The 4,732-nt window shown below is 46.8% G+C and carries 5 protein-coding genes; 4 read left to right on the top strand and 1 reads right to left on the bottom strand.

Annotated elements, in window-relative coordinates; translation table 11 throughout:
• Positions 1 to 92 precede the first annotated feature (92 nt).
• On the bottom strand, positions 93 to 971 hold the full coding sequence (folD, locus tag QUA13_RS31640) for a bifunctional methylenetetrahydrofolate dehydrogenase/methenyltetrahydrofolate cyclohydrolase FolD (RefSeq protein WP_333204929.1): 879 nt from the start codon (positions 969 to 971) through the stop codon (positions 93 to 95).
• 155 nt (positions 972 to 1,126) lie between these two features.
• Between folD and QUA13_RS31635 the strand changes: the two genes are divergently transcribed.
• From QUA13_RS31635 to QUA13_RS32970, 4 genes are all read left to right on the top strand, one after another.
• Entirely contained in the window at positions 1,127 to 1,558 is a 432-nt protein-coding gene (locus tag QUA13_RS31635; protein WP_333204927.1) for a DNA-binding protein, read from the top strand.
• 141 nt (positions 1,559 to 1,699) lie between these two features.
• On the top strand, positions 1,700 to 2,140 hold the full coding sequence (locus QUA13_RS31630) for an NUDIX hydrolase (protein ID WP_333204925.1): 441 nt from the start codon (positions 1,700 to 1,702) through the stop codon (positions 2,138 to 2,140).
• Complete coding sequence (locus tag QUA13_RS31625) at positions 2,137 to 3,534, top strand: family 2B encapsulin nanocompartment shell protein (RefSeq protein ID WP_333204932.1); 1,398 nt, start codon at positions 2,137 to 2,139, stop codon at positions 3,532 to 3,534. The genes QUA13_RS31630 and QUA13_RS31625 overlap by 4 nt, the downstream gene beginning before the upstream one ends.
• A 340-nt stretch (positions 3,535 to 3,874) precedes the next feature.
• Positions 3,875 to 4,051: a transposase gene (locus tag QUA13_RS32970; RefSeq protein WP_445242770.1), complete on the top strand. Its 177-nt coding sequence runs from the start codon at positions 3,875 to 3,877 to the stop codon at positions 4,049 to 4,051.
• Positions 4,052 to 4,732 lie beyond the last annotated feature (681 nt).

Genomic DNA, 4,732 nt, shown 5'->3' with positions numbered 1-4,732 from the left:
TGAAGTTTGTTCGCCATATTGGATTTCCTCTACTTTTACCCTAGATTTTAGTGTACCTTCATAGTGAATTGGTATCACAAGTTGGTCATAATTCAATTAGAACCGTATTCTATATAACTCGAAACGGTATTTTCCAAAAGCATAGCAACAGTCATCGGCCCGATTCCTCCCGGTACCGGCGTGATAAATTCGGCTACTGTTTTAACAGCATCAAAATCCACATCTCCGGCCAAACGGCTCGTACCGTCTGGATTGACGACGCGGTTAATACCGACATCAATTACTACTGATCCAGGTTTGACCATATTAGCTGCAATCATTTCTGTGCGGCCGACTGCGGCTATTAGAATATCGGCTTGATTGGTAATCGATTCTAGGTTTTGCGATCGAGAATGAGCTACTGTCACAGTGCAATCTGCTTCTAACAGCATTAGCGCCATCGGTTTACCCACCAAAATACTGCGGCCCAAAACAACGGCGTTTTTTCCTTTCAAATCAATCTGGTATTCCTGCAATAACCGCATCACTCCGGCGGGAGTACAACTCCGCAAACCTTCCTCCCCGCGCACGAGACGGCCTAAATTTACAGGGTGAAGTCCGTCAGCATCTTTATCGGGGGCAATTTGGTACAGCAGGGCAATTGCATCTAAGTGCTCTGGTAGCGGTAATTGAACTAAAATGCCATCTACTCGATCGTCCTCGTTTAGTGCATGAATTGCAAGTTCTAGTTCGGCTTGAGTAACGTTTTCGGGGTAATGCTGGCCGAAGGAAGCAATGCCAACTTTAGCGCAGGCTCGCTCTTTATTGCGAACATAGGCTGCGCTAGCTGGGTTGTCGCCCACCATCAGCACCGCAAGTCCCGGAGGACGCCTCTTTTGGGGTTGTAGGGCGCGGACTCGATTGCTCAGCTCGCTTTGAATCTTTTGGGCTAAAGCTTTACCATCTAATATGCGAGCAGTTTTGGCTTCCATTGTAGACTGTGGGTTAGGGGTAAGAAACGGCTGACGATTTTAGATTTTAGCTTAACCGCTCACCTAGATTGTGCAGCAGTCTGTTCTGAGTTGCGATCGATTTTTCCAATTCTGTTACAGTAAGTCGTATCTCCAATCTTCAATCATTTGACTAAATGACTACTTTAATTAAGCAAGTTTGGGTAAAAAAAAGCTGCATCGGCTCTTTATCGCTCATATTCGCCAGCGCTTTGTTCAGTTGTGGCAATTTACCTCTGTCTCAACTTAATCTTGGCTTTAATGTGGCTAGCATTGGCGACGTTCAACAAAAGCGGCAAGTCGATGCTGAAGTTTATCTCCGGGGAAAGGTGGAAAATCGCGCTCCGTTTGTCGGGAATGCGGCTTATCAACTTGAGGATGGTACTGGCAGTATTTGGATTTTAACCAAGCAAGATTTGCCACAACTTGGTGATGAAGTGTTGCTTAAAGGCGAAGTCCGGTATAAAAGTATTACGCTGAAGGAATTGGCTGGTAAGGATTTAGGTGAGGTTTATGTTGATGAAATAGAACAGTTAAAGCGCACTCCCAGTTCAGAAAAGGGGAAATAGGCAGAAGGTAATTGGTTGTTTGTTATTTGTTATTTATTAATTGCTCCTTCTTCTGCTGCTTTCTTCCTCCCTTATCCTTCTTCGTTCTTCCTTCTTCCCTTATTCCTTCCTCCCTTATTCCTTATTCCTTCCTTCTAATTAATGAATAAAATTCACGTTGCGATCGCGATTTTGTACCGAGACGGCAAGTTCCTCTGTCAGTTGCGGGACGATGTTCCTAACATCAGGTATCCCGGACATTGGGCGTTGTTTGGCGGACACTTGGAACCTGGAGAAACGCCGGAAATAGCCGTTTTGCGGGAATTGAAAGAAGAAATTAGTTATGCTCCTCCAAATGTTTCTTTTTTCTGTTGCGATGTGGAAAAAGATGTTATTCGCTACGTTTTTCACGGGCAACTTAGTGCGGATGTCAAGGATTTAGTTTTGCTTGAGGGTTGGGATATGAAGTTGTTGGCGCCGTCTGATATTCGGGCAGGCAAATGCTTTTCTGAGCAGTCAGGAGATGTGCGACCTGTTGGGATTGCTCACCAACATATTTTATTAAGTTTTATTGACTCGATCGCTACAGTCGATATGAAATAGCGTACAGTACAGTCCGCACACCAACCAAATATCAAACCTGGATAGGGTGGCGAGAATGCTCGCCAACCGCCACACCTTACACCAAATCTGCACCGCAGATGCAGGAGATCACCTCCCGGTGGTTGTTGAAGCTATTGCTGTGGGTGCAGACGAAGGGTGGCGTGTTTCGAGTCAACCGTCGGTTGAGTTATACCGTAGGTGATGGGCGCGTCACTTTCACCAACACTGGAGCGACGGTGCAGGTGATTCCCCACGAACTTACTGAGTTGCCATTGCTGCGAGAGTTTGACAACATTGATGTGTTGACTGCGTTGGCAAACCAGTTTGTGCAGCGGGAGTTCCCACCTGGTGACATCATTGTGCAGTCAGGTCAGGCAGCCGATCGGCTTTTCTCGATCGCTCATGGCAAGGTCAACAAGGTGGCTGTTGGCAAGTATGGCGAGGAGCCTTTGCTGGATATGCTGGCAGATGGCGACCCTTTCGGCGATCAGGTGTTGGTGGAGTCAGAAAGCACTTGGAAGTTTACAATCAAGGCTGTCACCCGATGCACGGTATTGGCGCTACCACAACAGGCGTTTCGGGAACTGCTCAACCAGTCGGGCGCGTTGCAGGCTCAGGTTGAACAGTTTAGGACTCGTGCCCAACAACCGCAAAACAAGCAGGGCGAAGCTTCGATCGCATTGTCTGCCGGTCATCTTGCGGAAACCCCGTTGCCAGGGACTTTCGTTGATTACGAACTCTCACCCCGCGAATATCAATTGAGCGTTGCCCAAACTGTGTTGCGGGTGAATACTCGCGTCGCGGATCTGTACAACGAACCGATGAATCAGACGGAACAACAACTGCGGCTGACCGTGGAGGCATTGCGGGAACGTCAAGAACACGATTTGATCAACAACCGGGAATTCGGGTTGCTGCACAATGCTGACCTGAAACAGCGTATCTACACTCGCAGCGGTCCTCCCACCCCCGACGATCTTGATGAATTGATTACTCGTCGGAGGAAATCCAAGTTCTTCCTGGCTCATCCCCGCACTATTGCCGCCTTCAGTCGGGAGTGCAACCGCCGAGGCATCTACCCAGACAGCATTGACATGGATGGGAGCAAGGTAATCACTTGGCGCAATACACCCATTCTTCCCTGTAACAAGATCCCAATTACCAAGAACCAGACCAGTTCTATCTTGGTGTTGCGGACTGGTGAGGAAGACCAGGGCGCGATCGGTTTGCACCAAACTGGTATCCCCGACGAGTACCAACCTGGCCTGTCTGTCCGATTTATGGGCATCGAGGAAAAGGCTATTATTTCTTACCTGGTCAGCGCCTACTATTCCGTTGCTGTCCTTGTTCCCGACGCCCTCGGTATCCTTGAAGATGTTGAAATCGGGCGTTAGGAGGGTACAGCTATTGAGCAGGTTCTGTGGCAAAAATTGTCCGATCCGACACCCCCGCGGCTTCCCCTAAATCCAGATCGGTAGCCAAGAAAACCTTCGCTCAGCAACGCCAGAACTCCCACACTCCTCTAGTTATTATCATTACTTTAGGACTTACGGAAGTTTAACAAGTAGTAAGGTGCTCTACTATCCCAAACTTTCGATCGTCGCCCTATAACGAAAGTAGTAGAACACCCTACAAGTCAATAGAAATGAGTCACTTGCGTAATTCTTATAGAACCCGTTTGACATCTTTTACGGTCTTGTGGTAGCGTGACCGCAAAAGCACTATCGAAGAGCCATGCCTTATTCTAGCAGCTTAACGGATTCAGAATGGAAAATAATTCAACCCATACTACAGAATATACTACCTAGAAAAAAGCGAACTAGACCATCCAACTGGACAAAAAGAGAAATCTTAGATGGCATCTTCTATCAACTCAAGAATGGCTGCAATTGGCAAGACTTACCTGCGTGACTTGCCACCTTACTCGACGATATATTGGCTTTACTTGCAGTGGCGAACACAGGGAGTAATAGAAGAGCTGATGAGAGTATTACATTGCCAAGTACGCGAACAGGTCAAAAAAAAGGCAAATGGACTACGTTGATGCTCGTAGACTCACTCTTCAGTTAAAAACACTTGTAATGCTAGTATTGAATCAAAAGGATTTTGTTTCTACAAATCTACAAATGGTATTAAAAGACACTTAGCCGTTGATACGCTTGGGTTTCCCTTCTTTACTCATTGCACGAAAGCCAACGTATCAGACGATGCTGGTTTGATTGAAATGTTGAGTTTAAACATGGATTATTTCAAGTCTAAACCTCTGGATATTCCCCAAATTACGATACTACTAGATAGGGCTTGCTGGATAAGTGCAGAAAGGTTACACAGCCTGGTTATGTGATCGCGCGAGCGAGAAAAGTGTGCAAGATAAACAGGTAAAATAGTACAAAACCTTTGCATCACCCAGTGCGCTCGTGTACAGAAAAGCTGAGCTTGCTCCCCCCTCACCCTCCGACTTTGAACTCCCCTCATGTGGAAAGTTGTCACTCCTTAACCGTTGGGTAAAAATGGCCGGCACTGTTCTCTTAAGGCGTGAGTGCTAGGATATTTGTGCAGCATAGAGTACAAGCTTATGAAGTGTATCCATTG

Origin of the sequence: Microcoleus sp. S28C3, assembly GCF_036700785.1 — a bacterium.
Taxonomy (GTDB): Bacteria; Cyanobacteriota; Cyanobacteriia; order Cyanobacteriales; family Microcoleaceae; genus Microcoleus; species Microcoleus asticus.
Note: the sequence above shows the minus strand (reverse complement) of the source record. Positions and strands in the feature narration are given on the sequence as shown.